The following is a 25,410-nucleotide window of genomic DNA, read 5'->3' as shown; positions in this document are numbered from 1 at the left end:
TGAACCACGAGACCCATTCGAGCGTGGGAGGGTGTGCAGAATTTTGTGTAAACGGACAATCCACCGCCGGCGCGAGCCGGTTTGTCCGTAAGCACAATGGCATTCAAGAAGCACGAAGTACCCGAAGAACTGCTGGCCAGCCTGCTGGCCGACTACAAGAAGCCTGAAGACCTCATCGGCGAGAACAGCCTGCTCAAGCAGTTGACCAAGCTGCTGGTCGAGAAGGCGCTTGACGCCGAACTGACCGAGCACCTGGGCCATGAACGCAACGAGGCGGTGGCCAACCCCAGCGGGAACACCCGCAACGGCAAGAGCAAGAAGACCCTCAAGGGCGATTTCGGCGAGTTGCCCATTGAGGTGCCCCGCGACCGCCATGGCAGCTTCGAGCCCCAGCTCATCCCCAAGCACCAGACCCGCTGGGCCGACTTCGACGACAAAATCATCTCGCTGTACGCTCGTGGCATGACGGTGCGCGAGATACAGGCTCACCTCGAAGAGATGTACGGCACCGAAGTCTCGCCCAGTCTGATTTCCTCGGTGACGGACGCCGTGGCCGACGCAGTCAAGGCCTGGCAAGCGTGACCGCTGGAGCCGATTTACCCCATCGTCTACCTGGACTGCATCCATGTGAAGGTGCGCGAGGGCGTGGTGCGGGTCAAGGCGGTGTACCTGGCCATCGGCATCACCATGAACGGCGAGAAAGAGGTATTGGGCCTGTGGCTGGCGCAGACCGAGGGCGCTAAGAACGTGTTTACGATCCTTCTATGACTCGACAATAGCCGAGTGAAGAGAAAGCCCTACGCCAGCGACGTCAGCAGAGAGAAGTTTGCGCAGATCGAGCCGCTGCTGCGCAGCGTGCGGCGCACCACGAAGCCGGTGACGGTGGACTTGTATGAAGTATTTTGCGCAGTGCTTTACCTGCTGCGCACAGGCTGTCAGTGGCGCTTCCTGCCACCGGAGTTTCCCAAGTGGCAAAGCGTGTACGCCTACTGGCGCAAGTGGAGTGAGCCTGACCAGCACGGTGTGAGCGTGCTGGAGCAGGCTTTAAAAAAAACAGGTTGGCGCGGCCCGCGAGAAACTGGTGCGCAACGCATGCAGCGCGTTCTTGATCGTGGACGCGCAGAGCGTGAAGAACACGGACACGGCGGCCCTGAAGGGCTATGACGCAGGCAAGAAGGTCTCGGGCATCAAGCGCCACATCGCGGTGGATACCCAGGGTTTGCCGCATGCGATCGCGGTGACCACGGCTGAGGTGACGGATCGCAAAGGGGCACTGCAGGCGCTCAAGCGCTGCAAGCCCAACCTGGGCCGGGTGCAAAGTGTGCTGTGCGACAGCGGCTACACCGGCAAGCCTTTTGAGCAGGGTGTGCAGGAGATTGTGGGCGAGCACGTGACGGTGCAGATCGCCAAGAGGAGTGAGCTACACACCTTCAAGGTCATGCCCAAGCGCTGGATCGTCGAGCGCAGCTTTGCGTGGCTGGACAAGAACAGGAGGCTATGGAAGAACTGCGAGCGGCTCCTGAACACCAGCCTGCAGTTCGTCCACTTGGCTTTCCTGGCCCTACTGCTCAGGAGATCGTAAACACGTTCTAAGTTCTGGTTGCAGGTGGTCACGGAGCTGCGCAACCGGGGCGTGCAGGACATCTTCATCGCCTGCGTCGATGGGCTCAAGGGCTTTCCTGACGCCATCGAGGCCGTCTTCCCCCGGGCGTGTCCGAATTTTTGTGTAAACGGTTCGGACTTCAATTGACGGAGATGCGGTCTCCGAACTGAATGGTAAAGCGGGTCAGCGTGGCCTTCCAATCCCGGATGGGCATGGTCCACTTCTGGCTGATGTTGCGCAGGGCCAGGTAGAACAGCTTGGTCAGCGCCTCGTCGAGCGCAGCACCTTCCAGAGCAAGGCTCAGGCCCGAATGGCCGTCTTCACCTGGATTGAAGGCTGGTACAACCCCTGGCGCCGCCACAGCGGCCTGGGCTACCTCTCACCCCTGAACTTTGAAAGGAGCAACGAAGCCTTGTTTGATGTTGTCGACGATGCCGTGCATGTCGAGATAACACCCGAAACGGTTTGAGAATCAAACCAGTACCCGTCCGCGAAAGTGGGTCAACTCCAACTCCACAGTGAGCGTCCGGGCCGTCTAGGGCGGCTAGTCTTTTTGTGCGATGGACGCAGCCGCGAGGCTTTCCTAGACTCCGCACCATTCTGGTGAATCGCGCACAAGCACTCACGGAATCCGCTGGCGCGAGCCGCCATCCTTTCCCGATGAACTCCGCAGAGGCCGCCTTCCGTCCTGGGGCGGCGATGGTTACATGGCCTTTATCGAATTCGACACCCGCAACCACCTCCCGCACGAGCGCGCCGACGCCGTGCGCGAAACCTGCGCCGCCATGGCCAACATGGCGCCCGACATCTCTGACGGCGGTACCCTGGACATGTCCATGCACGTACGCCTGCTGCCCGGTGTTTCCATCGCATCGGTTGAATGCTCCGCCTTGAGCGTCAGCCGCAGCCCGCGGCAGCTCGCCGATGGCAACGACGATGTCCTGCTGTTCCTGAACCCTGGTGGCACTGCGGCGAAAGAGGCCGGGGGCAGCGGCTGGGTGCTGCGCCAGCAGGGCGAAATGGCCTGCACCGGCGGCCCCGGCTACCTCGGCCTGAACGAGAGGGCAGGGCGCATCGACTTCCACGGCGCCAGCAGCGGCCTCCTGCTCATCGCCTTCCCGCGCGAATCCCTGCTGCCCCAGGTGGCCGACGTGGACCGCGCCCTGCACCAGAGCCTGCCCGACACCCTGCCGCTGCGCCTGCTGGCCCGGCAGGCGCAGGCGCTCGCCCGCCCCAGCGGTGCCAGCGACGACGCCGGCATCAGCGACGCCGAGCGCCTGCGCATTAGCGACCAACTGCTCGACCTCGGCGCCCTGGCGCTGGGCGCCACGCCCCAGGCGCAGGCCCGTGCCAGCGCGCGCGGACTGCGGCAGGCGCGGCTCAAGGCGATCCAGGCCGACCTGCGGGTGCACGCCTGGCGCGGCGACCTGACCCTGGAATGGGTGGCGGCACGCCATGGCATTTCGCCACGCTACGTGCGCGCGCTGTTCGAGCAAGAGGGCACCGCCTTCAGCGGCTACCTGCTGGAGCTGCGCCTGCAGCGTGCCTTTGGTCAACTGGCCAGCCCCCGGCACACGCGCAGCACCGTCAGCGCCATTGCGTATGACGCCGGGTTCAACAACCTGTCTTGGTTCTACCGGGCCTTCAGGCAGCGCTTCGCTGCCGCGCCCGGCGAGGTGCGGCAGCTGCACGCGCAAGGCATGCCGGCATAGCACCGCCTGTGTCCTGCGCCGCTGGAATGTGCGGTGTTGTGGCGCTCAGTGGAGGCGCCTTGCGCCGCCCCCGCATAGCCTCGGGCGATGCGCATTTCCACTTTCTTTACACACTGCTGCGCCGCGCTGTGCTGCGCGCTGGCGGGCCAGGCGCTCGCCATCGAACCACCCGGCAACCTGCGTGCCACGCCCGGCAATGGCGAGGTCACCCTCACCTGGAACGCCACGCCGGATGATCCCGGTGACCCGGTGACGGGCTACCGGGTCAAGTACCGCGGGGGGGAATTTTCCTTTTCAGGCGTCAACTTCGATGGCTGCGCCGCATCGCCTTGCACCATCGGCGGATTCACCAATGGGGTGGAGTACGAATTCAGGGTGGCGGCCAGGGCAGCCTCGGGGGATATCGGCAGCTATACCTCCTATATCCCTGCCACACCGGGCATCGTGCCGCTGCCGCCCATGAACGTGCAGGCCACCCCCGGCAACGGCCAGGCCGTGCTCACCTGGGATGCGCCGCTGGACGCGGGCAGCGGCCCCGTCACCGGCTACCGCGTCACCGCCAATGGCGATCCTGCCGACTGCACCGCATCGGGCTGTACCATCACCGGCCTGGCCAATGGGCAGGAATACCTGCTGCGCGTGATGGCGCGCAACACCATTGGCGAGAGCCAGGCGGCCCTCGCCAGAATCTACCCGGTGTGGCGCAGCTTCACGCTCGCGGGCGGCGTCTCGGGCAGCTTCACCAGCGGCGAACAGTCCTGCACCTTCACGCTGGTGGCCGCGCAGGCGCCCGCCGCCAGCGGCCCCACCGCCCCGCCCGCAGGGCTGGACCTGCCGTACGGGCTGGTGGACTTCTCCCTGCACGAATGCCCCGGCGCCACCCTGGCGCTGACCCTCCAGTACCCCGGCCCCCTCCCAGCCGGGGCCACGTACTGGATGCGCGACCGCCTCGACCAGTGGGCCGCGTTTGGCGGCGCGGCGGTGGACGCGCAGGCGGGCACCCTCACGCTGACCCTGACCGACAACCGGCCGGGCGACAGCGACTCCCGCAATAGCTACATCGCCTTCACCGGCGGCGCGGGCCTGATGACGCCGCCCGTCGCCGTGCCCGGCGCGCCCCGCAACGTCCAGGCCGAGCCCGGCGACGGCAGCGCCACCCTCCGCTGGGACGCCCCCGCCAGCGACGGCGGCGGCGCCATTACCGGCTACGCCGTCACCGCCAACGGCGCCGCCACCAACTGCACCGCCCCGGGCTGCACCGTCGTCGGCCTGGCCAACGGCACTGCCTACACCTTCGCCGTGAAGGCACGCAACGCCGCCGGCGACTCGGCCCCCGCCACCGCCAGCGCCACCCCGCGCAGCGTGCCCGGCGCGCCTACGGGGCTGGTGGCCACGCCCGGCAACGGCGAAGTCACGCTGGTCTGGGTGGCGCCCGCCAGCGACGGCGGCGCGGCCATCGGCGGCTACAGCGTGGCCGTCAGCCCCGGCGGCACGTGCGTGCCCAGCCCGGCCACGGCCACCACCTGCACCGCCACGGGTCTGGCCAACGGGCAGGAATACACCTTCACCGTCACCGCCGCCAACGTGGCGGGCAGCGGCGGCGCGGCCAGCGCCAGCGCCACGCCCGCCTGGCGCAGCTTTGCGCTGGGCGGCATCCAGGGCCGCTTCACCAGTGCCGAGGCGGCATGCACGTTCACGCGCGCCGTGCTGGAGGCGCCCGCCGCCAGCGGCCCCACGGCCCCGCCCGAGGGCCTGGCGCTGGCGCACGGCCTGCTCGACTTCGCCCTGGCCGGCTGCGCCAGCGTCACCCTCCACCTGCAATACCCCGGCATCCCCGCTGGCGCGAAGTACTGGAAGCGCAACGCCGCCAACGCCTGGGCCGTGTTCGACGGCGCGGTGGTGGACGCGGCGGCCGGCACCGTCACGCTGACCCTCACCGACAACGGTCCGGGCGACGACGACCCGGCGCCGGGCCGCATCGCCGACCCCGGCGGCGTGGGCGTGATGGCGCAGGAGCCCCCTCCGGCGCCCGGCGGCGCTCGGCCCATCCCCACGCTGGGGGCGTGGGGCCTGCTGCTGCTGGCGGCGCTGCTGGGCGTGCTCGGCCTGCGCGGATTTCAAGCCAAAACGGCACAAAACCATTGACTGGAAAGCGCTCGGAGCTATCGAAAGAAGAGTGGGGCGGGGGCGCCGGCAGGGCGATCGCATCTTAAAAATCAATGAAATCAATGCGCTCCCGGCTGTAGGAGCGGCCTTGGCCGCGAAAGCACGGCCTTCGCGCCATGGCAGTCATTCGCGGCCAAGGCCGCTCCTGCCAGCGAAAGCCCCGCAAATGGAGATGCGATTGCCCTGGGGGCGCCGGATGTGCCACGCAGTGGCGCTCAGTGGAGGCGTCTTGCGCCGCACCCGCATAGCCTTGGCGCATGGCTGTGCAGGGCTTCGCCTGCGGACTGCCCGGCCTGCCAGGGGCTGGGTTGAATTCAAGCCAGAACGGCTTCTAGCGCTTTGTGGACAAGCGCTCGCAGCTATTGAAAAAAGAGCGAACAGAGGGAGCCTCCATGAAGAACACCTGGGTCTTGCTGGCCCTGGCCGCGCCGCTGCTGGCCCAGGCGCAGGAAACCTGCGGCGGCGATGCGGCCACCGCGCCCAACCACGGTGCCAACTACATCGTCGAGGGCGATACGGCCATGCACTGGAGCAGCGGGCTGGTGTGGCAGCGCTGCCCTGCGGGCATGACCGTGGGAGACACCTGCACCGGTGAGGCGTGGCGGCAGAGCTGGAACGACTGGATGACCGAGGCCATGCCCCGCCCCTACGGCGGCATGGATCTGTGGTGGGGCGGTGCGGCCCCGTTGCAAGAAGCGCACAAGGTGGATCGCCTCGTCAGCGGCGCGTGGCGCATGCCCTACCGCAATGAAATGGTGGCGCTCGCCACGGGCTGCACGGGCTCGCCCCGGCTCAACCGCCAGGTGTTCCCCCTGGCTGCCAATGGCGTGGAGGTGTACTGGAGCGGATCGCCCGCCGGGTCGAACCAATCGCTCAGCCAGGCGCGCTACGTCGGCATCAGCGCAGGCTCGGCCAGCCTGATTGACCGCAGCACCCTGGGGGCACTGCTCTTCGTGCGCGGCGGCCAGCCCTTCAACGCGCTGGCGGGCACGGCCAGCGCCAAGGTGGCGGCAGGCGTGCAGCACGGCTTCGCGGCCGTCACCCTGGCATCGCCCAGCGGCACCACGGCATGGGGCGGCGCGCGCATCGAGGGCGAAGGCAGCCCCCAATTCCAGCGCAACGGCGCGGGTGCGTGGCGCACCGAGGCCATCGTCCAGACTGGCGACAAGATCGCCGTGCGCTTCACCGCTGGCGCGGCGGGCAGCTCGCGCCAAGCCACCCTCAGCCTGCGCAGCGGCCTGACCGGCGGCACCGAGGCATACCCCATCAACACCTCCACGGAAACCACCGCCGTGCAGGAGACGCAAACCCGCTTCACCCTCGGCGTGGCGCAAAACGGTGCCTGCGGCAGCGCCCTCGGCCAGCCCACCCTGGCCGCGCCCTCGGCCAACCTGTGCAGCACGGGCACCCCCAGCGCCGTGGGCAGCGCGGCAGCGGGCTACACCTGGCAATGCGCCGGCCTGCAGGGCGGCACCACGGCATCGTGCAGCGCGCCGCGCCAATACCCCGTCACCGCCACGGCCAGCCCCGCCAGCGGCGGCAACACAGCCCAGTGCAGCCCCAACCCCGCTACCCACTACAGCGTCGCCACCTGCACCGCCACTCCCGGCCCCGGCTATGACTTCACCGGCTGGGCCGGGGATTGCAGCGGCACCGCCGCCTGCACGCCCGTGGTGAGCGGCGCCACCGCTGTCACGGCCCAGTTCAGCCTCAAGCGCTACCCGGTCAGCGCCAGCGCAGACCCGCAAGGCGCGGGCGCCGTCACCTGCGTGCCCAACCCGGTGCCGCACGGCGCCAGCACCACCTGCGCGCTGCAACCCAGCGCCTGGCGGCTGCACGCCTGGGCGGGCGACTGCACCGGGCAAAGCGGTCCCGCCTGCACCCTGGCCGCCGTCACCGCCGCGCCCACGGTTATCGCGCGGCTCGATACCACCCGGCCCACCGCCCGCCCGCTCAACGACACCGGTGCGCTGGCCTGCGCCGCGAGCACCGGCACTGGCGCCACGGCGCAAGACTGCCACCACGGCCGCGACGCCGGGGCCGCCACCGGCCAGATCGCCAAGCAGGGCGCCAGCGCCGACACGCGCAACGGCTTTGACTTCACCCCCATCGGCACCCCCGTGGCCTGCACGCGCGACAACGTGACCGGCCTGGAGTGGGAGGCCAAAACCGCCATCGGCCTGCACGGGCAAGACCACACCTACACCTGGCACGACCCCCACAGCCCCGACGGCGCCCCCGGCGCGCAATGCACGGGGGGCGTGGCCCCCTGCGACACCGCCCAGTACGTGGCCGCCGTGAACGCCGCCGCGCTCTGCGGCATGAGCGATTGGCGCCTGCCCATGCTGCAAGAGCTGGAAACGCTGGTGGACATGGGCGCCGCCGGGCCGCGCATTGACCCGGCCCACTTTCCGGGCACCGCCGCCGCCTCGTACTGGGCACGCACCCCCTTCGCGGGCAGCACCGCCCAGGCATGGGCGCTCGACTTCGCCACCGGCACCCCCAGCCCCGCCCCGCGCTCCGGTGCGTTGCGCGTGCGCCTGGTGCGCGGCGGTCAATGAGGATTGATATGAAGTCGGCCCAAAACCCACGCCAGAAAAGCGCAAGCAGCTCCTATAAAAAGAGCAAGCGCACGGCGCTGAAACACGCCGCCCTGGCCTGCATCGCCCCGCTGGCCGTGCTGACGGCGCAGGCGCAAACCTGTGGCAGCCCCAATACCGATGGCGACTACATCCTGGGTACGGCCGAGGATGCGGCCAGTGCCATGCATTGGGCGACGGGGCTGGTGTGGAAGCGCTGCGTCGAAGGCATGGGCTTTGACGCAGGCACCGGGCAATGCACCGGCACGCCGGAAGCCCGGCAATGGAAAGCCTGGGCCGAAACGCAGCACCTGCTGCCCAAGTCCTTCACCGGCCAGAACGGCTGGGGCATCAACGCCCAGTTCAGCCAGAACCTGCTGGAGAGCGGCGACTGGCGCATGGCCTACAAGACCGAGCTGCTGAAACTCGCCGAAGGCTGCGATGGCCCGCCGTGGACTCATCCGGCCGTGTTTGCCGATGCGCTCACCGCGCAGAACGCGTATGTCTGGACGGGCTCGCCCGTTGCCAGCAATGGGGCTAAGGCATGGGGCCTGGATTTCGGCTATGCCTATGCCGCCCAGGACTACCAGACCAACCTCGACAGCCATAACCCGGTGCGCCCCGTGCGCGGCGGGCAGCCTTTTGCCGCCTTGGCGGCCCTGGCCGGGCGCGCCGGCGCGGCCGGCGCGCAGGAAACCTTCCCCCCCATCACCCTCGCGCCCAGCATCGCCGGGGGCACGGCCTGGGGCGGCGCGCGCATCGAGGGCGAGGGCACCCCCGCGTTCCGGGTCAACGGGGCGGGCGCCTGGGTGACAGAGGCCATCGTCAAAAGCACCGACACGATCACCGTGCGCCTCACGGCCCCGGCCAGCGTGGGCAGCCGCCACACCGCCACCCTCACCGTGCGCAGCGGCCAGACCACCGGAACCCAGAATGCCGCCGCGAACGCAGGCGCGGAAGCCACCGCCATGCAGCAGACGCAGGCCCTTTTCAACCTCGATGCGGTGACCCACCCCATCGCCACCGCCGCGCAGCCCCCCGGCGCGGGCGCCGTCACCTGCACGCCCAACCCGGTGCCGCACGGCGGCGCCAGCGTGTGCAAGGCGGCATCCAGCGCATTCGCATTCAAGGAATGGGGCGGCGCCTGCGCCGGCCAAACCGGCGCCTGCACCCTCGCCAACGTAACGAACGCAATCACCGCCGCAGCCACGTTCGACACCGCCCAGCCCATCGCCCGCCCGCTCAACGACACCGGCGCGCAGGCCTGCGACACCAGCGCCGCCACCGCGCAAGACTGCCACCACGGCCGCGACGCAGGCGCCGCCACCGGGCAGCTCGCCAAGACCGGCGCCAGCGCCGATGCGCGCAACGGCTTCGACTTCACCCCCATCGGCACCCCCTGGGCCTGCACGCACGACAACGTGACCGGCCTCACCTGGGAAGCCCAGGCTGGCAGCGCCCTGCACACCTGGGACGCGGCCGCCGCGAACACCGCCGCGCTCTGCGGCCATGCCGATTGGCGCCTGCCCACGCTGCAAGAGCTGGAAACCCTGGTCGATCTGGGCCAAGGCGGCCCCGAGCCGCGCATCGACCCCGCCCACTTCCCCGCCACCGCCCCCGCCCCGTACTGGACGGCCACGCCCTTCGCGGGCGACACGGCCCAGGCATGGGCGCTGGACTTCGCCACCGGCGCCCCCGCCCCGCGCTTGCGCGCCGATGCCCTGCGCGTGCGCCTGGTGCGCGGCGGGCAATGAGGATTCATATGAAATCGGCCCCAAACCCGCATCAGACAAGCGCAAGAAGCTCCTATAAAAAGAGCAAACATATGGCACTGAAACACGCCGCCCTGGCCTGCCTCGCCCCGCTGGCGGTGCTGACGGCGCAGGCGCAGGACAACTGCGCCAGCCCGAACACCAATGGCGAATACATCCTGGGCGATGTGGGCACCACCGCCAGCGCCATGCACTGGCCCACCGGGCTGGTGTGGAAGCGCTGCCTCGAAGGCATGGCTTTCAACAGCGCCACCGGGCAATGCACGGGCGGTGCGACCGAAAAACAGTGGCAAGACTGGGCAACAGACTATCTGCCGCAATACTTCGCCGACTCGGGGGACTACCAGCATTCCGCCCCCACAGGCCGGGACTTTCTGACCAGCGGCGACTGGCGCATGGCCTACAAGACCGAACTGCTGGGGATCACCGCCAGTTGCGGCGACAACCCCAAGGTCAACCGCGTGGTATTCCCCGACATACCACCGTCTTCGGTTGTCTGGTCGGGTTCGCCCGTGGCGGGCGATTCGAACTACGCGTGGGGCGTGGGTTTCAACTATGGCGCAGCCGGCTACAACGGCCGTGACGGCAGTTACCACGTTCGGCTTGTGCGCGGTGGGCAGCCTTTTGCCCCTCTGGCAGCCCCCGCCGCGCTGATCGTCGCGGCAGACACGCAGCAAACTTTTACCGCCTTGACCCTCGTGCCCCGCGCTGGGGGTAGCGCCTGGGGCGGCGCGCGCATCGCAGGCGATGGCAGTCCCGAATTCCGGGTTGGCAGCGGCCCCTGGGTGACAGAGGCCATCGTCAAAAGCGGCGACCAGATCACCGTGCGCCTTACCGCAGGCGTGGCGGGCAGCACGCGCACCGCCACGCTCACCGTGCGCAGCGGCGAAACCACCGGCACCAACGCCGCCGGCCAGGGCCTGGAATCCACCACCCCGGTGGACAAAACGGCCAGCTTCACCCTCAACGTGGCGGGCAACGGCGCCTGCGGCAGCGCCGACGGCCAGCCCACCCTGGCTGCCCCCTCGGCCAACCTGTGCAGCGCAGGCACCCCCAGCGCCGTGAACAGCGCGGCGGCAGCCAACTACACCTGGAACTGCGCGGGCCTGCACGGCGGCACCTCGGAATCGTGCAGCGCGCTGCGCCAATACGCCGTCACCGCCACGGCCAGCCCCGCCACGGGCGGCAACAGCGCCCAGTGCAACAGCCCCGTCACCTACGGCCGCACCACCACCTGCACGGCCACGCCCGGCACCGGCTACGACTTCGCCGGCTGGGCCGGGGCTTGCAGCGGCACCGCCGCCTGCACGCCCACGGTGAGCGGCGCGACCGCCGTCACGGCCCAGTTCAGCATCAAGCGCTACCCGGCCACCGCCAGCGCAAGCCCGCCGGGCGCGGGCACCGCCGCCTGCACGCCCGACTTGGTGCCGCACGGCGGCACGGCGGTGTGCAAGGCGGCAGCCAGCGCGCACCCGTTCAAGGCGTGGCAGGGCGGCCGTTGCGCCGGCCAGCCGCAGGCCACCTGCACCGTCGCCAACGTGACCGGCGCGCTGGCCGAAACCGCCGAGTTCGACACCGCCCGGTTCATCGCCCGCCCGCTCAACGACACCGGCGCGCTGGCCTGCGACACCGGTGCCGCCACCGCGCAAGACTGCCACCACGGCCGCGACGCAGGCGCCGCCACCGGGCAACTCACCAAGACCGGCGCCAGCGCCGATGCGCGCAGCGGCTTCGACTTCACCCCCATCGGCGACCCCCTGGCCTGCACGCACGACAACGTGACCGGCCTCACCTGGGAGGCCCAGGCCGGCAGCGCCATGAACACCTACACCTGGGACGTGGCCGCCGCGAACACCGCCGCGCTTTGCGGCCAGACCGATTGGCGCCTGCCCACGCTGCAAGAGCTGGAAACGCTGGTGGACATGGGCCAAGGCGGCTCGCGCATCGACCCGAGCTACTTCCCTGGCACCCCTGCGGCGGCGTACTGGACGGCCACGCCCTTCGCGGGCGACATCACCAAGGCATGGGCGCTGGACTTCGCCACCGGCGCCCCCCGCCCCGCGCCGCGCGCCGATGCGCTGCGCGTGCGACTGGTGCGCGGCGGGCAGTGAGGATTTATATGAAATCAGTCAAAAACCCACGCCAGACAATCGCTGGCAGCTATCGGGAAAGGAGCGAACGCATGGCCCTGAAACGCACCGCCCTGGCCTGCCTCGCCCCGCTGGCGGTGCTGGCCGCGCAGGCGCAAACCTGCACCAGCCCGAATACCGATGGCGACTACATCCTGGGCACGGCCGAGGGCGCGGCCAGCGCCATGCATTGGGACACGGGCCTGGTGTGGAAGCGCTGCATTGAGGGCAGGGGCTTCGCCAGCGGCCAATGCACGCTCTGGACCGGCTCCCCAGGCGGAACCTGGGTTCACTGGGCCGCGCAATGGCTGCCCAAGCCGTTCAGCGGCCAGGCCAACTTCCACATCAGCGACAGCCTTCAGCAGAACCTGCTGGAGAGCGGCGGCTGGCGCATGGCCTACAAGACCGAGTTGATGCGCATCGCCGTCAACTGCGACAACGACCCCAGGGGCAACCGCAGCGTGTTCCCCGGTATGCCGTCAGAGGTGGTCTGGTCGGCTTCGCCCGATGCCAATAGTTACGACATGGCATATGGGGTGAATTTCAGGAGTGGCCATGAAAGCTACAACCCCCTCATCAACGCGACCTATGCCCTGCTCGTGCGCGGCGGGCAGCCCTTCGCCGCCGTGGCCGCGCCAGCAGCGCGCGCGGCCACGGCGGGCGCGCAGGAGACTTTCCCCCCCGTCACCCTCGCGCCCCACGTCGCCGGGGGCCACGCCTGGGGTGGCGCGCGCATTGCAGGCGAGGGCGAGCCCGAATTCGAGGTGAACGGCAGCGGCGCCTGGGTGACAGAGGCCATCGTCACCAGCGGCGACCAGATCGCCGTGCGCATGCGCTTCACCGCAGGCGCGGGCAGCACGCGCACCGCCACGCTCACCGTGCGCAGCGGCCAGACCACCGGCACCAGCGACGGCGCTGCCAACGGCGGCAGCGAAGCCACCGCCATGCGCCAGACCCAGGCCGCCTTCACCCTGGGCGCGCCGCACCCCATCGGCACCATCGTGCGGCCCCTTGGCACAGGCAGCGTCACCTGCGCGCCCAACCCGGTGCCGCATGGCGGCACGGCGGTGTGCCAGGCGGCATCCAGCAAATACCCGTTCAAGGCGTGGCAGGGCGGCGGCTGCGCGGGCCAGCCGGCGACCTGCACCCTGGCCAACGTGACGGGCGCGCTGGTCGAGACCGCCGAGTTCGACACCACCCGGTTTGTCACCCGCCCGCTCAACGACACTGGCACGCTGGCCTGCGACGCCAGCCGCCCCGCCGCGCAGGACTGCCACCACGGCCGCGACGCAGGGGCCGCCACCGGGCAACTGGCCAAGACCGGCGCCAGCGCCGACGCGCGCAACGGCTTCGACTTCACCCCCATTGGCGCCCCCTGGGCCTGCACGCGCGACAACGTGACCGGCCTGGTGTGGGAGGTCAAGACCGGCACCGGCCTGCACGGGCAAAACCACACCTACACCTGGTTCGACCCCCACAGCCCCGACGGCGCCCCCGGTGTGCAATGCACGGGCGCGGCCCCCTGCGACACCGCCCAGTACGTGGCCGCTGCGAACGCCGCCGCCCTTTGCGGCGCGAATGACTGGCGCCTGCCCACGCTGCAGGAGCTGGAAACGCTGGTGGACCTGGGCCGCAGCGGCGCCGAGCCGCGCATCGACCCGGCCAACTTCCCCGCCTATGTCCCCGGCACCGCCGCCGCCCCGTACTGGACGCGCACGCCCTTCGCGGGCAGCACGGCCCAGGCATGGGCGCTGGACTTCGCCACCGGCGCCCCCCGGCCCGCGCCGCGCGCCGATGCGCTGCGCGTGCGGCTGGTGCGCGGCGGGCAGTGAGCGCGCCCCGGCCAGTTCTCGATTCCTCAACCATTTTTTCAATGAGAGCCAGACTGTCATGAAACACACCCTGACCCCCGTGATGGCCGCCGCGCTGTGGCTGCTGGCCGCGCCCGCCCAGGCGCTGGACTGCGCCCTGGGCAACCCGCCCGCCAACCCCAGCGCCATTTACACCGTGGACGGCGACACCGTGACCGACCAGCGCACGGGCCTGATGTGGTCGCGCTGCCTTGGCGGGCAGAACCCGGCCACCTGCGCCGGTACCGCCGCAAGCATGGACTGGGCCACGGCGCTGGGCGCGGCCGTCCAGGCCTCCCTGGGCGGGCACGGCGACTGGCGCGTGCCCAATGTGAAGGAGCTGCGCACCCTGCTCGAATACTGCCGCACCGCCCCCGCCATCAACGACGACATATTCCAGAACCAGGCCCACGGCAGCGGCGTGGGCGTGTGGACCGGCACGCCCGAGGGTGACGACAAGGCGTGGGCCGTGGACTTCGCCGACGGCACGCAGGCCGCCGCCTTGCGTACCAGTGCCGCCTACGCGCTGCGCCTGGTGCGCGGCGGCACCCACGGCGCGGCCCTGTCGCTGCTGCCGCAGTGGAGCGGCGTGGCCCTGGCGGGCACGCCCACGGCGAACACCGCCGCCGTGTCGGCCACCAGCACCCAGGGGGGCCGGGCCTACTGGCTGCTGCTGGCGCGTGGCAGCACGGCGCCCACCCCGGCGCAGGTCAAGACCCCCGGCGCCTACACCGCCGCCACGGCCATCCAGAGCGGCAGCGCGGATCTGACGGACAAGCAGGCTGCACTCAGCTTCACCGGGCTGAGCGCGGGCACCGCTTACGACGTCTACCTGCTGGCCGAATCCACCCTGGGCCACCTGGGCAGCGCGGCGGCGAAGCTCGCCTTCGGCACTGGCGCTGCGGCTGCGTGCGGCAGCGCTGCTGCCCCGCCACTGCAAACCCAGGGCCCCGCCGCCGGCCTGTGCCAGACCGGCACCGCCAGCCAGGTCAATGGCGGCAACACCCACTGGCAATGGAGCTGCACCACCGCCCCGGCCGACGCCCCGGCCGCCTGCGAGGCGTCGCGCGGCTACACCGTCGCCACCTCGGCCGGAGCGAACGGCAGCATCGGCGCGGTGCAGACCGTGGGCTATGGCGGCACACCGGCCATCACCGTCACGCCCGCCACGGGCTATGTGGTGGATGCCGTGAACAGCACCTGCGGCGGCAGCCTGGCGGGCGGTGTCTTCACCACCGCGCAGGTTATGGCCGATTGCAGCGTGAGCGCCACGTTCAAGCTGGCCCCGGTCAATGGCCAGTGCGGCAGCGCACACGGCGGCACGGCACTGCTGGCCAGCGCCCCTGCGGCCAGTCTGTGCAGCGCGGGCACGGCCACCAGCGTGGCGGGCAGCACCAGCGCCTGGACGTGGAACTGCACCGGTGCGAACAGCGGCACCGACGCCGCCTGCCAGGCCCCGCGCGGCTACACCGTCAGCACCTCGGCCGGGGCCAATGGCAGCATTGGCGCGGCGCAGACCGTGGCCTACAACGGCACGGCCAGCATCTCCGTCACACCCGCCACGGGCCATGTGGTGGATACGGTGGCGGGCTGCGGCGGCACCCTGATGGGCAGCACCTTCACCACTGCGCAGGTCACGGCCGATTGCAGCGTGAACGCCACGTTCAAGGCGGCGCCGCCGGTGCTGACCGTGCCCGAGGGGCGGCTGGCGGGGCAGACCATTACCCTGACGCCGCCGGCCGCCAACGGCTGGCAGGTGGCCAGTGCCAGCACGCAAACCGCCGCCAGCGTGGGCGCCGCGCTGCCGCAAGGTGTAACGCTGCCCTACGGCGTGGTGAACCTGCGCCTGGCGCTGGGTACACCGGGCAGCACGGCCACTGTGGTGCTGACCTACCCCGAGGCACTGCCGCCGGGCACGGTCTACTACAAGTACGGCCCCACCAAGGACAAGGCGGCTGCCCACTGGTACCCGTTCAGCGGCGCGCGCATCGCGGGCAACACCATCACTCTGACGCTGATCGACGGCGAGGACGGCGACGACGATCTGGCACCCAACCAATCGATTACCGACCCCGGCGGCGCGGCGCGGGTGGCGGCGCCTGCCAGCGCCCAGGCCATCCCCACGCTGGGCGCGTGGAGCGTGCTGCTGCTGTCGCTGCTGGCGGTTTTGCCGGGGCTGCGCGGATTGCGAGCAAAATCGGCCTCAAAACCTTGATGGGTAAGCGCTACCAGCTATTGAATACGTAGCGTCAGCGTGTGCTACATCCCCCTGAATAGGTGCGCATACAGCCGGCTTACCGCCAGGCGCTCGGGCCGCTCGCGCAGGTGCAGGTGCAGGCGGCCTGCTTCGTCGCGCGTGGCGCGGGCGATGGCGCTGGCGCGCACCAGGGTGCCGCGGTGCACCTGCCAGAACGCGGCGGGGTCGAGCTGCGCGGCCAGTTCCTTGAGCGGGGTGCGGATCAGGTACTCACGCGTGGCGGTGAGCACGCGCACGTACTTGTCGGCGGCCTCGAAGTACAGCACCTCGGCCACGGGCACGAAGTGGATCTGCGTGCCGCCGCCGGTCTGGACCATGGCCTGGATCATGTGCAGGCGCGGGGCCGCCGGCGCGGCGCCCAGGCCGGGGGTGTGCAGCAGCGCGCGCAATTGGGCGAAGGTGTCCTCCGGCGCCGGGGCGGCGCCGCGCTGCAGCGCCTGGCGCAGCTTGTGCACGGTCTTTTCCAGCCGGGCGGGCTGCACGGGCTTGAGCAGGTAGTCCACGGCCTGCGTCTCGAAGGCCTGCAGGGCGTATTGGTCGTAGGCCGTGACGAATACCAGCGCGGGGAAGGGCGCTTCTTCGGCGGGCCAGGCGTCGGCCAGGGCAGCGGCGGCGTCCAGGCCGCTCTGGCAGGGCATGCGGATGTCGAAGAACAGCACGTCGGGCCGCAGCGCCAGCGCCTCGCGCACGGCGGAAAGGCCGTCGCCCACGGTGGCGGCCACGCGCAGCTCGGGCCAGGCCCGGGCCAGCGCCTGCTGCAGCGCGGCGGCCAGCAGCGGTTCGTCCTCAGCGATCAGGGCGCGCGGTGGTGTCGGTGGCATATTGCAAAGGGAAAGTGACGATGGCGCTTGTTCCGCCTGCGCTGGCAGCTATCAATTCGAGAGTGCCCTCGGGCCCGTAGAGCGTGGCCAGGCGCTCGCGCACCTGCTGCAGGCCGAAGCCGCCGCCAGGTGTTGCCGTGGCCGTCTCGCCCAGGCCCGCGCCGGTGTCGTGCACGCACAGCTGCAGGCGGCGGCCCTGGGCGATGGACTGGGCGCTGACCCGGATGCGCCCGCCCGCGAGCTGCGGCTCCAGCCCGTGGCGGATGGCGTTTTCCACCAGCGGCTGCAGCAGCAGCGGCGGCACGCTGGCCTGTGCCAGCGGCGCGGGCAGGTCGAGCGTGTAGCCCAGGCGCGGCCCCATGCGCACGGCCATGAGGGCGAGGTAGTCGTCCAGCCGCGCGAATTCGTCGGCCAGGGGGTGCCGCTCGCGGCGCGAGGCGCCCAGCGTGGCGCGCAGGTAGTCGATCAGGCGGTCCAGCATGTGCCCGGCCCGCTCGGGGTCGTTGGCGATGAGCGCGCGCAGGTTGGCCAGCGTGTTGAACAGCATGTGCGGCTCCAGCTGCGCTTCCAGCAGTTTGAGCCGGGCCTCGGTGGCGGTGCGCTGCGCCTCGGCCATGTGCAGCTGCAGCTGCTGCGCCTGGGCCTGTGTATAGAAGAAGTACGAGAGGATGGTGCCCGTCGCCAGGGTGAGCAGCAGCATGGCCAGCCAGCTGCGGCCCTGCCACAGCGGGTGCGGGTTGCCGCTGTATGCGTCGCCCAGGGTGGTGCCCAGCACAAAGCCGGTCACGCTGCCCGCGAGCACCAGCAGCACGCCGCGCAGGCCGGGTGGCCAGCCCTTGGTGCAGCCCATCTCGATCACCAGCCATGCGGTCAGGCCGATGGCCAGGGAGTAGACCCACTGCACGTCCCACGCGCCCTGGCCGGAGAGCGTCAGCGCCAGCGCGATGAAGCTGCAGAAAACGGCGGTGCCCAGGCCGCGGCGCAGGAAGGTGCGGAGGTCGGTGGGCGGCATGGGGCTGGGTTGCGGGGCAGGCGGCGGCGTGCCCCGCATTGTGCGGCAGGCCTGGCGGGCGGGCATGGGGCGGGCTCCGGTGGGCTGAGGGAATGGGGCGCACTGTGCCCGCCGGCATTCCCGCGGGAAAGCGCGCTGCGACGAAACGCCATGGCGCGGCGCCGGATGCCGCCGTGGCGGCGCGGGCGGTGGGGGGCGGTGGGGGCGGATAATCGCTCCCTTTTTCGCTGCGAGGAACGCGCGTGGATATCGTTTTGCTGCTCAAGGCCGCCATCATGGGCGTGGTCGAGGGCTTGACCGAGTTTTTGCCCATCTCCTCCACCGGCCACCTGATCCTCGCGGGCGCGCTGCTGGGGTTCGACGATGCCAAGGCCAAGGTGTTCGACATCGCCATCCAGACGGGGGCGATCTTCGCGGTCATCCTGGTCTATTGGGAGCGCATCCGTGCCACCGTGGCGGCGCTGCCCACGCAGCGCCAGGCGCAGCGCTTCGCGCTGAACGTGCTCATCGGCTTTCTGCCCGCCGTGGTGCTGGGGCTGCTGCTGGGCAAGGCGATCAAGGCGCACCTGTTCACGCCGGTGGTGGTGGCCAGCACCTTCATCGTCGGCGGCTTCATCATTCTGTGGGCGGAGCGGCGCCAGCAGGCGGCGGTGCGCATCCAGTCGGTGGACGAGATGGGCCCGCTGGATGCGCTGAAGGTGGGCCTGGTGCAGTGCCTGGCGATGGTGCCGGGCACCAGCCGCAGCGGCGCCACCATCATCGGCGGCATGCTGCTGGGGCTGTCGCGCAAGGCGGCCACCGATTACTCGTTCTTCCTGGCCATCCCCACGCTGATCGGCGCGGGCGTGTACAGCCTGTACAAGGAGCGCGCGCTGCTCTCGGCAGCCGACGTGCCGCTGTTCGCCGTGGGCCTGGTGTTTTCCTTCATCAGCGCGTGGCTGTGCGTGCGCTGGCTGCTGCGCTACATCAGCTCGCACAGCTTCGTGCCGTTCGCCTACTACCGCATCGTGTTCGGGCTGGTGGTGCTGCTGACCGCCTGGTCGGGGCTGGTGACCTGGGCGGACTGACGTTCCTGCTCAAGCCGAAGACAAGGCCAGGTCGCCACGGTTGCGGCGCAGGCAGAACTTGCCGCTTTGCTTGCCGCTGTACATGGCGGCGTCGGCCAGCTTGAGCAAGGTGGCGGCGTCCATGCTGTCTTCGGGGGCCATGGCGTAGCCGATGGTCAGGCCGACCTTGATCTGCACGGTGTCCAGCGCGAAGGGCGCATGGAAGGCGTCGAGCAGCTTTTGCCCCAGGTCGTGGGCCTGCTGCGGGCTTTGCAGCTGTCCGGTCACCACCACGAATTCGTCGCCGCCCAGGCGCGCGATCAGGTCGCTCTGGCGCAGCGTGTCCTGCAGGCGGTGCGTGGCCGCGACCAGCAGTTCGTCGCCGACGTCGTGGCCGTACAGGTCGTTGACGGGCTTGAACCCGTCCAGGTCCAGGATGTAGACCGCCAGCAGGTTGTCGGGGCCCACGTGGGCGAGCGCCGACGCCAGCGCGGCCTGCAGCGCGCGCCGGTTGGGCAGGCCGGTCAGGGCGTCGCTGTGCGCCAGGGAGTGCAGGGCGTCGCGCTCCTGGCGCGCATGCAGGGCCGCCACGCGCAGCGCCTGGGTGCGCAGGCCCAGCACCCGCATGAACAGCAGCATGTCCACCGTCGCGGAGATCTGGAACGAGTGCATGCTCCAGAAGTTCACGGGGATGGCGCCGTTGATGACCCCGATGCTGACCGCCGCGCCGGCTCCATAGATGAACCAGGCCACCAGCAGGGTGGTGCCGATGGGGTCGCCAGACCGCGCGCGCCGCAGCGCCCCGGGCAGGGACAGCAGGGCGGGCATGGGCCCCAGGAGACTCACGGCCATCGCCACCTGCTTGAGGCTGAGCAGATCCAGGGCATGGGCCAGGCACAGGGCTGCAGCACCCACCGCCCCCATGCGCATGAACCGGAGAAAGCGGCTGTGCGGAACGTCCCCCGCCACTGCCTGGCTCATGAACAGAAAGCTGCCCCCCAGGGCCATGAGCGAGGACAGCCCCACGGCATGGTCGGTCAGCCAGGGGCTGTGGCCCCACAGGTACTGCTGGCCAATGCCGAAGAAATGCAGCGAATACAGCACGCTGCCGGTGGTCATCAGCGCGTATTGCAGGAACAGGGGCTCGCGCAGGCTCATCCACTGGGCCAGGCTGTAGAGGATGAGGCACAGCGCCAGCCCCGTCAGCACGCCTTGCAGGATGTGCTCGTTCAGCGCGCGCTCCAGCATGGCCGGAGGGGTGTTGAGCGTGATCGGCAGGATCATGGCGCCGCGCGTTTGCACGCGCAGCAGCAGCGCGTAGCGCTGGCCGGGCTGCAGCGCCAGCTCCACCGCCGGGGTGCGTACGCGCAAGGGGCGTTCGGCGCGCGGGATTTCGGTGCCCAGGGCCACGTGGCGCAGCAGGCGGCTGCCTTGCAGCACGTAAACGTCGATGCGGTTCAGGTCCGGGTGGTTGATGTCCAGGGTCCAGCGGCCCGCCGATGCGGGGTCCACGGCCACGCTGGCGTACAGCCACACCGCGTCCTGGCGCACCCCCAGGGTGGAGCCGGCCTTGGGCGCTTCAAAGGCCGGCAGCTGCGCCAGTGCCTGTTCGGGCGTTGCCTGTGCCGAAGCGTCCGCCCACAGCGTGATGGCGGGCCACAGCGCCACGCTGCCCGCGGCATCGGCCAGCAGCGCGGGCGGGCGTTCGGCGGGCGCGGGGCTGGTTTGCGCCAGGGCGGCTCCGCACAGGAGCCACAGCCATCCCAGCCACAGCAGGGCCCAGCCGCGCCGTCCGCGTCGAACGCGGGGGCGGCGCGGTGCGCCGCTGCGCTGCAGAGCGAAGGGGGGGAGGGCTGGCACGTGGTTCAAGCGGGGGTCTGTGGTGCGGTGTGGGCCGCGCCCTGCGGCTGAGGCCGCGCTGCCGTGGCGGTGTGCAGGCGCCAGGTGCCGGTGGTGGTCAGCCGGTCTTCCAGGCGGTTGACCCAGGCGGGCGCGCGCGGGTCGTCGCTCCAGCTGGCGACGGCTTCCTGCATGGGGTTGAGCAGCTGCTCGGGCAACTGCAGGGGGCGTGTCTGGCTCATGAGCAGGCGGCTCATGAACTGGTAGCTCACCGCGCGGGCCAGCATGCGAGTGAGGGAAAAGCGCGGCAGCAGGAGGCGCACCAGCCGGTCGATGGCCCGCGCGGTGCCCAGCAGGCCATGGAACAGGAGCTTGCTGGTCCAGGGGACGGCGCGGGTGTCGATGCCCAGGTCCTGCGCGGTTTGCGTGCCGCACAGGTAGTGCGTCATGAGGGGCGGAAAGGCCTTGGCCGGCCCCCATGGAATGGCCTGGGCCATGGTCTGCATCAGGGCCTGGCCCAGCGCGGGGCGCGGATCCGGAGTGACGGGGCTGGCCCGGCCGCGCTCCTGCATCTGCGCCATCAGCGACGCGCCCTGGTGCATGTTGTGCACCATCAGCGCGTTGTCGATGCCGAGAATGTGGCCGATCACGTTCCAGGCGTGCAGGAATGCCTCCTCATCGGCCGGCGGCAGGCCGATGCCCAGGCGCCGCATGCCGCGCAGGAACACGTAGCCGAAGGTCAGCAGGGTGTAGGCCTGCTCCTCCTGGTTGCACGGCGCGCCCTGCTGCGCGAGGTTCCAGCCGCGTGCGTACATGGCGCCGTACATGGTCACGGGGACGCCGGCCTGCAGCGCCAGCGCCGGGACCTGCCCCGACCGGAGGCGCCCCCCGGCATCCTGGGGATTGCCGTGCAGGATCAGGTTGCGGATGGTGGCGTGGATGAGGCGCACCTTCAGCACCTGGGCCACGCCGCAGCCCTGGGGCCGCGTCAGGCCGCCGTGCAGCATCACCGGGAAGATCATGGCGGCGGTGGCGCGGATGCGGTACTCGGTGTGCTGCTCCAGCTGGCCCGAGGTATGGAGCACGGCCGAGAGGTCCGGAATCACATAGCACTCGGGCAGGCTGGCGCAGAACAGCAGCAGGCACGACAGCGCGCCGTGTTCCATGAACAGCTGCTCGGCGCGGGCGATCTTGCGCGCGTCGGCCCACGGGGGCAGGGCCTGCGCCGCGTCCACGTAGTCGCGCAGGGCCTGGGCGATGGGGGCCGGCACGTCGTCGCCGGGCTGCCAGGTGTGCAGGCTGGCGTTGTCGGTCCATTGGGCGATGACCCGGTTCACGGTGGCGATGGCCTGCCACTGCGGGGCGTCCGGTTCGGGCATGCCCGCGGGCCAGGGGCCGAGGATGCGGGCGATGGTGTCGTCGGCCAGCGGATCGGTGTCGAGCTGCATGGCGTTGAGTTCCGCCTCGTTGGCAGCGCGCAGTTGGGCATCCGTCATGGGGGCTCCTTGGGTGGGGGCGTCCAGCGCAGCAATGGCAATGTGTATCGTGCTGTAACGATACTACCCAGTGTAGGGGAACGGCGGCGGCCGTGGCGTACACCACGATTTTTTTGCCGCTGGCGGCAGGTCAGCCCGCGAGGTTCAGCACCGCCGCCTCGATGGCGGCGGCCGTGGCGGCGGGCTGCTCCATCGGGAACAGATGGGTGCCGTCGAGCATCATGATGCGGCCCTCGGTGATGCGCCGTGTCATCGCCATGCCCACCTGGCGCATTTCCACCGAGTCGCGCCCGCCGATGAAGGCGGCGCGGCAGCGCAGCGGGTGCTGGCGCAGCAGATGCGCCAGGTTGTGCGGCAGGGTGTTGTAGATCTGCGTTTCCACGGCACGGTCGAAGGCGAGCACGCGCTTGCCGTGCGCGTCGTCGTCCAGGCAGTGGGTCACGTAGTCCTGCAGCACCTCGGCGTCCCAGCGGGCAAAGGCCTTCTTGCGGCGAAAGTGCTCCAGCGCCTCCTGCGTGCTGGCCCAGGTGTTGCGCCGCGCGCGGCTCACGCGCCCGGGCGAGACGGCGCCCACCACCTGCGTGTGCTTGGCCACGCCCAGGGCGCTGGCGCGCCAGCCGCCGATCAGGGGCGAGTCGATCAGCACCACGCCGCGCGCCAGCTCCGGGTGCCGCGCGGCGGCCATGGCGCTGAGGAAGCCGCCCAGCGAGTGCCCCACCAGGAAGGCGCGCTGCCCGGTGCGCTGCTGCTGCGCGGCGGCGAAGTCGGCCAGTTGCTGCACCAGGTGGGGCCAGTTGCTGGTGACGGGGTATTGCGCGTCGTGGCCGTAGCGCTCGACCGCGCTGACCTCGAAGCCGCGCTGGCGCAGGTGGCTGAACAGCACGCGGTAGGTGCTGGCCGGGAAGCTATTGGCGTGCGAGAAGACGATGGAGGTCATGGCATGGGCCGGGCGGGGAGTGCATGGGGGTTCCGGGGGACGGGCCCCGGAACTCAAGAATGATAGCTTCCCGCGCAGGCCAGCAAAGGGCTGGAGGCCATTTTCGCTGCCATGCCTCCACGGCGCTCACAGGCTGCGCTTGGCACTGGCCAGCAGCGTGGTCACTTCCAGCGAGACCTGCGCGAAGTCCGAGCCCGCGCCGATCAGCTGGTCGGCGTCGGTGTACTGGCCGGCGTTGATCTTGCGCGCCACGCTGCCCGCGCGCTGGTGGAAGGCGGCGTGCTTCTGCAGCAGTTGCGTGAACAGCGGGCGCCCGCCCCAGCGCTGGCCGCCATCGCCGTGCAGCCACTGGCCCAGCGGACAGCGGTCGTCGCGGCAAATGGTGTCGGCGTCGAGTTGTTCGTGGTTGGCGATGGCCTGGCGCAGCTTCACCTTCCACAGGCGGTGGGCCTCGATGGCCTGGTCGAAGTCGAAGCCCTCGCGGCGCTCCAGCGCCAGGCGCGCGTCGTCCTGCGTCATGCGTTCGTTCACGTGGGCGGGCATCTTGAAGTGCGCCACCTCCACGGCCAGGGTGTGGGCCTGCTCCTGCATGGCCGACGATGCGGCCGCTGTCTCCTCGACCAGCGCGGCGTTCTGCTGCGTCATCTGGTCGAGCTGCTGCACGGCCTGGCCGATCTGGGCGATGCCCTGGTTCTGCTCGCGCGCGCCGGTGGCGATTTCGCCCAGCAGCTGGTTGACGTGCTGCGACGATGCCACGATGTCCTCGATGGTGGCGCCGGCCTTGCGCACCACCTGCGCGCCGCTGGCGATCTGCTCCACGCTGCTGCCGATGAGGGCCTTGATCTCGCGCGCCGCCGCGGCGCTCAGGCCCGCGAGGTTGCGCACCTCGGTGGCCACCACGGCGAAGCCGCGCCCCTGCTCGCCCGCGCGCGCGGCTTCGACGGCAGCGTTCAGCGCCAGCAGGTTGGTCTGGAAGGCGATGCCGTCGATGGTGGCGATGATCTCGGCGATCTTGGCCGACGAGGCGCGGATGCCCTCCATGGTCTGCACCACCTCCTGCATGACGCGTCCGCCGTCCGTCGCCATCTCGGCGTTGTGGCGCGCCATCTGCGATGCCTCCTGCACGTGCTCGGTGCTGTTGTTCACCGTAGAGGCGATCTCCTCCATCGACGCCGCCGACTCCTCCAGGCTTGCCGCCGCCGCCTCGGTGCGGCGCGACAGGTCCATGGCGCCGCTGGCGATCTCGGTGGCCGTGTGCACGATCTCCTCGCCCGAGCGGCGCACGCGCCAGACCATGCCGCGCAGTGCGTCCTGCATCTTGTGCAGCTCCACCATCAGGTCGGCGGCCTCGTCGCTGCCCCAGGGTTCGGGGGAGGTGGTCAGGTCGCCGTTCGTCATGGCGCGCAGGTGGCGGCGCGTCTCGCGCAGGCCGCCGTCCATCACGCGGTAGAAGCTCAGGAACAGGTAGCCCGCCACCAGCAGCGTGGCGAGCACGCACGAGCCCGTCCAGGCCAGCCGGCGCAGCAGGACCTGCTGCACGTCATCGACGTAGATGCCCGAGCCGATCACCCAGCCCCAGGGCGCGAAGCCGAGCACGTAGGAGACCTTGTCCACCGGCGTGTCGCTGCCCGGCTTGGGCCACTGGTAGGGCACGAAGCCCTGGCCGTTGCGGCGCACCATGTCGGCGAAGGCGCTGAACAGCGCCAGGCCGTTCGGGTCCTTGAGGCCGCCCACGTCCTGGCCGTTCAGCTCGGGCTTGAAGGGGTGCATGACCATGCGCGGGTGCAGGTCGTTGATCCAGAAATATTCCTGCCGCTCGTAGCGCAGCTTCTCGATCAGGCGCAGCGCCTGCTGCTGCGCCTGTTCGCGCGTGAGCGTGCCCGCCTGCTCCTGGGCATGGGCCCAGGCCAGCACGCCGTGCGCCACCTCCACGTGCTGGCGCGTGGCGTCCTTGCGCTCCTGCATGGTGTTGTCGAAGTTGGCCAGCAGCAGCCAGCCCACCAGGGCGAGCAGCGGCAGCATGAAGGCCAGCGAAATGATCGCGGCCTTGGACATGAAACGCAGGCGGCGGAAGGCCCGTACGCCAGGGGCCCATATGCCGTGGTACTGGAAGAAGCCGGAGCCGTCGGCGTGCGGGTGCGCCAGGGGCGCGCCGTCGCTGGCGCGGGGGAGCAGGGGGGGCATGGATGTC

At 70.4% G+C, this 25,410-nt stretch carries 16 protein-coding genes and 3 pseudogenes; 12 read left to right on the top strand and 7 right to left on the bottom strand.

The genetic code is table 11. The features are described 5' to 3' along the window. Positions 1-96 precede the first annotated feature (96 nt). The 3 genes and pseudogenes from YS110_07925 (at position 97) to YS110_07915 (ending at position 1,708) form a co-directional block, all read left to right on the top strand. Positions 97-744, top strand: a pseudogene (locus YS110_07925) (IS256 family transposase). Positions 745-783: 39 nt separating this feature from the next. Beyond that, positions 784-1,582, top strand: a protein-coding gene (locus tag YS110_07920) for an IS5 family transposase (GenBank protein ID UJB64674.1) whose coding sequence is annotated in 2 segments (ribosomal slippage) — positions 784-1,055 and positions 1,054-1,582 — 801 coding nt in all. Because the reading frame shifts where the segments join, the coding sequence is not laid out codon by codon here. A 6-nt stretch (positions 1,583-1,588) separates the two neighbouring features. Then, positions 1,589-1,708 (top strand): annotated as a pseudogene (locus tag YS110_07915) (transposase). Positions 1,709-1,742: 34 nt separating this feature from the next. Here YS110_07915 and YS110_07910 read toward each other — a convergent pair. Further along, positions 1,743-1,877, bottom strand: a pseudogene (locus tag YS110_07910) (IS256 family transposase). A gap of 36 nt (positions 1,878-1,913) precedes the next feature. Between YS110_07910 and YS110_07905 the strand changes: the two are divergent. The 8 genes from YS110_07905 to YS110_07870 all read left to right on the top strand — a co-directional run bounded on the left by YS110_07905 (position 1,914) and on the right by YS110_07870 (position 16,026). Continuing rightward, the gene (locus tag YS110_07905) at positions 1,914-2,072 is read left to right on the top strand and encodes a hypothetical protein (GenBank protein UJB63256.1); all 159 of its coding nucleotides are present in this window, start codon (positions 1,914-1,916) and stop codon (positions 2,070-2,072) included. A 238-nt stretch (positions 2,073-2,310) separates the two neighbouring features. Then, entirely contained in the window at positions 2,311-3,315 is a 1,005-nt protein-coding gene (locus tag YS110_07900) for an AraC family transcriptional regulator (GenBank protein UJB64673.1), read from the top strand. Between the two features lie 87 nt (positions 3,316-3,402). Continuing rightward, a complete protein-coding gene (locus YS110_07895) occupies positions 3,403-5,460 on the top strand; it encodes a fibronectin type III domain-containing protein (protein ID UJB64672.1) in 2,058 nt (685 codons plus the stop codon). Positions 5,461-5,873: 413 nt separating this feature from the next. Beyond that, a complete protein-coding gene (locus tag YS110_07890) occupies positions 5,874-8,042 on the top strand; it encodes a DUF1566 domain-containing protein (protein ID UJB64671.1) in 2,169 nt (722 codons plus the stop codon). Positions 8,043-8,050: 8 nt separating this feature from the next. Further along, positions 8,051-9,814, top strand: a complete 1,764-nt coding sequence (locus YS110_07885; GenBank protein UJB64670.1) for a DUF1566 domain-containing protein — start codon at positions 8,051-8,053, stop codon at positions 9,812-9,814. Positions 9,815-9,885: 71 nt separating this feature from the next. After that, complete coding sequence (locus YS110_07880; protein UJB64669.1) at positions 9,886-11,943, top strand: DUF1566 domain-containing protein; 2,058 nt, start codon at positions 9,886-9,888, stop codon at positions 11,941-11,943. Between the two features lie 71 nt (positions 11,944-12,014). After that, positions 12,015-13,793, top strand: coding sequence for a DUF1566 domain-containing protein (locus YS110_07875; GenBank protein ID UJB64668.1), 1,779 nt, complete (start codon positions 12,015-12,017; stop codon positions 13,791-13,793). A 58-nt stretch (positions 13,794-13,851) separates the two neighbouring features. Beyond that, on the top strand, positions 13,852-16,026 hold the full coding sequence (locus YS110_07870) for a DUF1566 domain-containing protein (GenBank protein ID UJB64667.1): 2,175 nt from the start codon (positions 13,852-13,854) through the stop codon (positions 16,024-16,026). 44 nt (positions 16,027-16,070) lie between these two features. On the opposite strand, the gene YS110_07865 is transcribed toward YS110_07870, so the two are convergent. Together YS110_07865 and YS110_07860 are read right to left on the bottom strand one after the other, a co-directional pair. Beyond that, positions 16,071-16,889 (bottom strand): response regulator transcription factor, encoded by an 819-nt coding sequence (locus YS110_07865; protein UJB64666.1) that lies wholly within the window; start codon positions 16,887-16,889, stop codon positions 16,071-16,073. Continuing rightward, positions 16,855-17,901, bottom strand: a complete 1,047-nt coding sequence (locus YS110_07860; GenBank protein UJB64665.1) for a histidine kinase — start codon at positions 17,899-17,901, stop codon at positions 16,855-16,857. The genes YS110_07865 and YS110_07860 overlap by 35 nt, the downstream gene beginning before the upstream one ends. A 242-nt stretch (positions 17,902-18,143) precedes the next feature. Between YS110_07860 and YS110_07855 the strand changes: the two genes are divergently transcribed. Then, on the top strand, positions 18,144-18,968 hold the full coding sequence (locus YS110_07855) for an undecaprenyl-diphosphate phosphatase (GenBank protein ID UJB64664.1): 825 nt from the start codon (positions 18,144-18,146) through the stop codon (positions 18,966-18,968). Between the two features lie 9 nt (positions 18,969-18,977). Here the strand turns inward: YS110_07855 and YS110_07850 are convergent, their stop codons facing one another. The 4 genes from YS110_07850 to YS110_07835 all read right to left on the bottom strand — a co-directional run bounded on the left by YS110_07850 (position 18,978) and on the right by YS110_07835 (position 25,403). Then, positions 18,978-20,723, bottom strand: a complete 1,746-nt coding sequence (locus tag YS110_07850; protein UJB67396.1) for a GGDEF domain-containing protein — start codon at positions 20,721-20,723, stop codon at positions 18,978-18,980. Between the two features lie 89 nt (positions 20,724-20,812). Continuing rightward, entirely contained in the window at positions 20,813-22,282 is a 1,470-nt protein-coding gene (locus tag YS110_07845; GenBank protein ID UJB64663.1) for a DUF2236 domain-containing protein, read from the bottom strand. A gap of 130 nt (positions 22,283-22,412) precedes the next feature. Next, positions 22,413-23,219 carry an alpha/beta hydrolase gene (locus tag YS110_07840; GenBank protein UJB64662.1) on the bottom strand — a complete coding sequence of 269 codons (807 nt, stop codon included), beginning with the start codon at positions 23,217-23,219 and terminating at the stop codon, positions 22,413-22,415. Positions 23,220-23,345: 126 nt separating this feature from the next. After that, the gene (locus YS110_07835; GenBank protein UJB64661.1) at positions 23,346-25,403 is read right to left on the bottom strand and encodes a cache domain-containing protein; all 2,058 of its coding nucleotides are present in this window, start codon (positions 25,401-25,403) and stop codon (positions 23,346-23,348) included. Between the last annotated feature and the right edge of the window lie 7 nt (positions 25,404-25,410).

It is taken from the genome of Acidovorax sp. YS12, assembly GCA_021496925.1.
Classification (GTDB): domain Bacteria; phylum Pseudomonadota; class Gammaproteobacteria; order Burkholderiales; family Burkholderiaceae_C; genus Paenacidovorax.
Note: the sequence above shows the minus strand (reverse complement) of the source record. Positions and strands in the feature narration are given on the sequence as shown.

Excerpts from the sequence above, each read along its gene's own strand:
- YS110_07865 (UJB64666.1), bottom strand. The coding sequence starts at position 16,889 with ATGCCACCGACACCACCGCGCGCCCTGATCGCTGAGGACGAACCGCTG.
- YS110_07880 (UJB64669.1), top strand. The coding sequence starts at position 9,886 with ATGGCACTGAAACACGCCGCCCTGGCCTGCCTCGCCCCGCTGGCGGTG.
- YS110_07895 (UJB64672.1), top strand. The coding sequence starts at position 3,403 with ATGCGCATTTCCACTTTCTTTACACACTGCTGCGCCGCGCTGTGCTGC.
- YS110_07845 (UJB64663.1), bottom strand. The coding sequence starts at position 22,282 with ATGACGGATGCCCAACTGCGCGCTGCCAACGAGGCGGAACTCAACGCC.
- YS110_07905 (UJB63256.1), top strand. The coding sequence starts at position 1,914 with ATGGCCGTCTTCACCTGGATTGAAGGCTGGTACAACCCCTGGCGCCGC.
- YS110_07885 (UJB64670.1), top strand. The coding sequence starts at position 8,051 with ATGAAGTCGGCCCAAAACCCACGCCAGAAAAGCGCAAGCAGCTCCTAT.
- YS110_07835 (UJB64661.1), bottom strand. The coding sequence starts at position 25,403 with ATGCCCCCCCTGCTCCCCCGCGCCAGCGACGGCGCGCCCCTGGCGCAC.
- YS110_07900 (UJB64673.1), top strand. The coding sequence starts at position 2,311 with ATGGCCTTTATCGAATTCGACACCCGCAACCACCTCCCGCACGAGCGC.
- YS110_07875 (UJB64668.1), top strand. The coding sequence starts at position 12,015 with ATGGCCCTGAAACGCACCGCCCTGGCCTGCCTCGCCCCGCTGGCGGTG.
- YS110_07840 (UJB64662.1), bottom strand. The coding sequence starts at position 23,219 with ATGACCTCCATCGTCTTCTCGCACGCCAATAGCTTCCCGGCCAGCACC.
- YS110_07860 (UJB64665.1), bottom strand. The coding sequence starts at position 17,901 with ATGCCGCCCACCGACCTCCGCACCTTCCTGCGCCGCGGCCTGGGCACC.
- YS110_07890 (UJB64671.1), top strand. The coding sequence starts at position 5,874 with ATGAAGAACACCTGGGTCTTGCTGGCCCTGGCCGCGCCGCTGCTGGCC.
- YS110_07870 (UJB64667.1), top strand. The coding sequence starts at position 13,852 with ATGAAACACACCCTGACCCCCGTGATGGCCGCCGCGCTGTGGCTGCTG.